The sequence below is a fragment of the Kitasatospora sp. NPDC097605 genome (assembly GCF_040302725.1).
Lineage (GTDB): Bacteria > Actinomycetota > Actinomycetes > Streptomycetales > Streptomycetaceae > Kitasatospora.
Genome location: NZ_JBEOSF010000086.1, coordinates 1 through 3,482 on the forward strand (window position 1 = coordinate 1; position 3,482 = coordinate 3,482).

Sequence of the window (3,482 nt, forward strand, 5' to 3'; positions counted from 1 at the left end):
CTGGTGGCGCTGCCGTTGCCCCAGGTGTCGGAGGACTTGGTGAAGACCTGGCCGGTGGCGTTGTCGGCGCAGCTCAGGCCGGGGCGGCCGGGGTCACGCAGGGAGTAGGAGCTGCCGGAGCCGGTGGTGTTGATGGTCGGCGAGGGGCCGTTCCACTTGCTGTTGAGGGTGCCGGCCCGCACGTCGTCGTAGCTGTCGATGACCTCGCCGCTGCGGGCGTCGACGAAGACGTGCAGGGTGCTCGGAGCGGTCGCGGTGCGGCCGGTGAGCACGGTCTCCCAGGCGAGGCGACCGGCGCCGTCCTGGACCCGGACGACCAGGCGGCGGGACTGCACGCCGTCCACCTGGGCCAGCCTGGCGCGGGCGGTCTTCTCGGCGTTGGCGGCGCTGACCAGTGCGGTGGTCGGCACGCCCACCGGGCCGGTGGTGGCGGACTGCAGCCCGCGCACCTTGCCCTGGCCGTCGGCGAGCACGACGGCGTCGCCGCCGACCACCGGCAGGCCCTTGTAGGTGCGCTCGTAGGCGACCGAGTAGAGGCCGCCCAGCCACGGGGTGACGGACTGGCGCTCGTAGGCCTCGTCCGGGCCCTTGGCCAGCGCGTCCAGGCCGGCCGCGGCCGCGGCGTCGGCGGCGTTGACGGCGGCGGCCAGCGCACTGGGGGGTGCCGATGCGGCCGGGCCGGGGTCGGCGGCGGCCTGGCCGACCGCGGTGGCGGTCAGCATGCCGGCCAGGACGGTCAGGGTGGTTCCCGCCGTCAGCAATCTGCGTTTCATTCCGAGGCTCCTCGAACGTGGGGGTGCCCGATCGCGGACGGTGTGCCGTCAGGGCGCTCACCGCGGGGCCGTTGGGGGACGGCCGGGGCGGGCGTCCGCGCTCGGGTGCCGGAACCCTCACATGCCGTCATGGCCCGGTCAACGCCCCGGACATCTCCGGCGGGCGGTTGGCAAGTTCCGTCAAGTGCCGTCAGGAGCCTTCTGCGGACGGAGAATTGGCGGCTGACGTGGCGTCCGCGCAGGTCGGAGGAGTCGGTCCGGCCGGGCCCGGGCGGTCGGGGGAGGAGGCTGCCGTCAGCTGAACAGGTTGAGACCAAAGAGGAGAGAGGTAGAGACCAGTTACCGAAAGTGGTTGAGACCATCGCATGTACGCCGGTGGCCGTCGTCCAGTACCGTCCTCCTGAGCGGACCTCCCCACCGGAAGGCCCGGAACGCACTCGGGAGGGCAGCCCCGTGCACCGGAACCGGGCGGCGACCAAGCCGGCCGAGGACGAGGCCTGGCGGGTCTTCGGGCTCCGCCTGCGCCAGTGGCGACGCCGCGCCGGCCTGACCCAGGCCCAGCTCGGCGCCGAGATCGGCTACGACCACACCGCCGTCAGCAAACTCGAACACGGCACCCGCCGCACCAGCCCCCGGATCGCCGACCGCCTCGACGACCTCCTGCTCGCCGGCGGCGAACTGCGCGCCGCCTGCCGCCTCGCCGAGGAGGGCGCCCTGCCCGCCCCGGCCGCGCCCCCGACCGCCCCGGACCTCCTCGGCCCGCCGCCCGCGCCCCGCGACTGGACCCGCGCCCCGCTGCCCGGCCCGCCCGTCGCGGCCCTCGCCCCCGCCCTGCCGCCCGGCCTCGCCACCCAGCTGCCGGTCCGCCTCCCCGACTACGGCCTGCTCTGCCCGCTCCACGACGCCGCCGGCTGCGACGTCCCCCCGCCCGCCGACCTCGCCGTCCTGCACGCCGCCTTCCGCGCCGCCGACCCCGCCGCCGCCCCGCCCCTCGACCCCGACACCGTGCACGCCCTGGCCGGTCTGCTCGCCGCCCACCTGCGGGCCGGCGACAGCCCCGGCGCCCCCGGCACCGAGGCCGTCGAGGACACCCTGCGCGTCGTCCTGCGCCGCCTGGCCGCCCACCCGGCCGGCTCCGCCCGCCGCCCGCTGGCCCGGCTGGCCGGCGAGTACGCCCACGCCGCCGGCGCGCTGCGCATGCAGGACGGCCGCAACGCCACCGCGATGGCCTGCTTCTCCCGCGCCCTCGGCTGGGCCGAACTCGCCGAGGACCCCGCCACCCAGGTCGCCGCGCTCAGCGACATGAGCTTCCTCGCCCGCCTCGACGGCGACCCCGCCGCCGCCCTCGGCTACGCCCACGAGATCGCCCGGGTCGCCCCCGCCCGGCACTGGGCCGGGGCGATGGGCCAGATCGGCCTGGCCCGCGCCCACGCCATGACCGGTGACGTGCGCGCCACCGTCCGCCACATCGCCCGCGCCCGCCACCACCTCGACCACATCGGGGTGCACGACGAGTCCGACGCCGCGTGGCTGTCCATCGCCTCGATGCGGCTGCGGGTCGAGGCGGGCGCCGCCGCCGCGCTGCGCGACGTGGCCGCCGCCGTCGACGACCCCCGGCTCGCCCGGCGCGCCGTGGACGCCGCCGAGACCGCGCTGGCCCTGCTCGCCCCCGACCAACTGCCTTCGGCCCGACTGCTGTTCACCGTCCGGGTGGCCGACTGCCACCTGCTGGCGCACGACCCCCGGGCCGCCGCCGAGCTGCTCGGGTCGGTCCTGGCGGCGGGCGACGGCGAGGACGGGCTGCCGCCGCTGGTGCGACGCGAGCTGGCGGGGCTGCGCAGCCGCCTGATCGGGCACGGCCTCGCGGGCTGAGCGGGGCCGTCGGGCGGGCCGCCCTGTGTCCACGGTGTATCGGTGGGCGCTCCGGTCCGTATCGCCATCGCCGAGGGCCGGGCCCGGCTGCTCGGCGCCGAGCCGGGTTTCGCCAACGCCGCGGACGGCGGTGCCGCCGCCACCCCGCGCCTGCCGGGCCGGGCCCGGTCCGCCGTCGTTGCGAAACCGTCGGCGATCGGCGCGGGGACCGATACACGCCCGCCGGGAGGACCGAGACGTTGCCCGGACACCCTTCGACGTGCACCGCTTCGCACCGCAGAAGGAGAACACCGTGAACACGACCGAGCCCGCCGCCCCCGCCCGGCCGAGCCGCTCCGAGGCCGTCCTGGTCCGGGGGACGTTCGGCGTCGGGGCCCTCACCGTCCTCGCGTCGCTGCTGCTGATCGCCGGCGCCTTCGCCGCCGACGCGCGGACCGGCGAGAACTGGCAGCCCGCCGGCGTGCTCGGCTCGATCGGCCTGCTGCTCGGCGGCACGATCCTGGCCGTCGGCGTGCTGGCCCGGTCCGTCGCGGCGCGCACCGGCCGGTAGCGGAGGACCGAGGGCCTTCCGGTGGCACCCGCCGCCGGAAGGCCCCGCCGTTTCCGGTCGCCCCGCACACCGCCCCCGGGATCGCGGCCGCCACCGTCGGCCTCACCGAGGCCGACGGCAGCGGCGACACCCGGGTCGCCGCGCGCGACACCGTCTCCGTCGCCTTCCGGGAGACCGGGTTCACCGCGATGACGGGCCCCTCCGGCTGCGGCACGTCCACCCTGATGCACCGCGCCGCAGGCCCCTCGGCGGCCTCACCGACCGGCAGCTCAGCGCCCCGGGGGGGG

Annotated in this window: 2 protein-coding genes and 1 pseudogene; 2 read left to right on the forward strand and 1 reads right to left on the reverse strand. The window is 77.4% G+C overall.

Annotated features, from left to right (window positions below):
* A pseudogene (locus ABTX81_RS39470) lies at positions 1–773 on the reverse strand (peptidase M28); the annotation flags it as partial.
* Positions 774–1,226: 453 nt separating this feature from the next.
* Here ABTX81_RS39470 and ABTX81_RS39475 point away from each other — a divergent pair.
* Together ABTX81_RS39475 and ABTX81_RS39480 are read left to right on the forward strand one after the other, a co-directional pair.
* Positions 1,227–2,645, forward strand: coding sequence for an NsdA family TPR-like regulatory protein (locus ABTX81_RS39475; protein WP_350555759.1), 1,419 nt, complete (start codon positions 1,227–1,229; stop codon positions 2,643–2,645).
* Positions 2,646–2,937: 292 nt separating this feature from the next.
* Complete coding sequence (locus tag ABTX81_RS39480; RefSeq protein ID WP_350555761.1) at positions 2,938–3,195, forward strand: hypothetical protein; 258 nt, start codon at positions 2,938–2,940, stop codon at positions 3,193–3,195.
* The last annotated feature ends 287 nt before the right edge of the window (positions 3,196–3,482 follow it).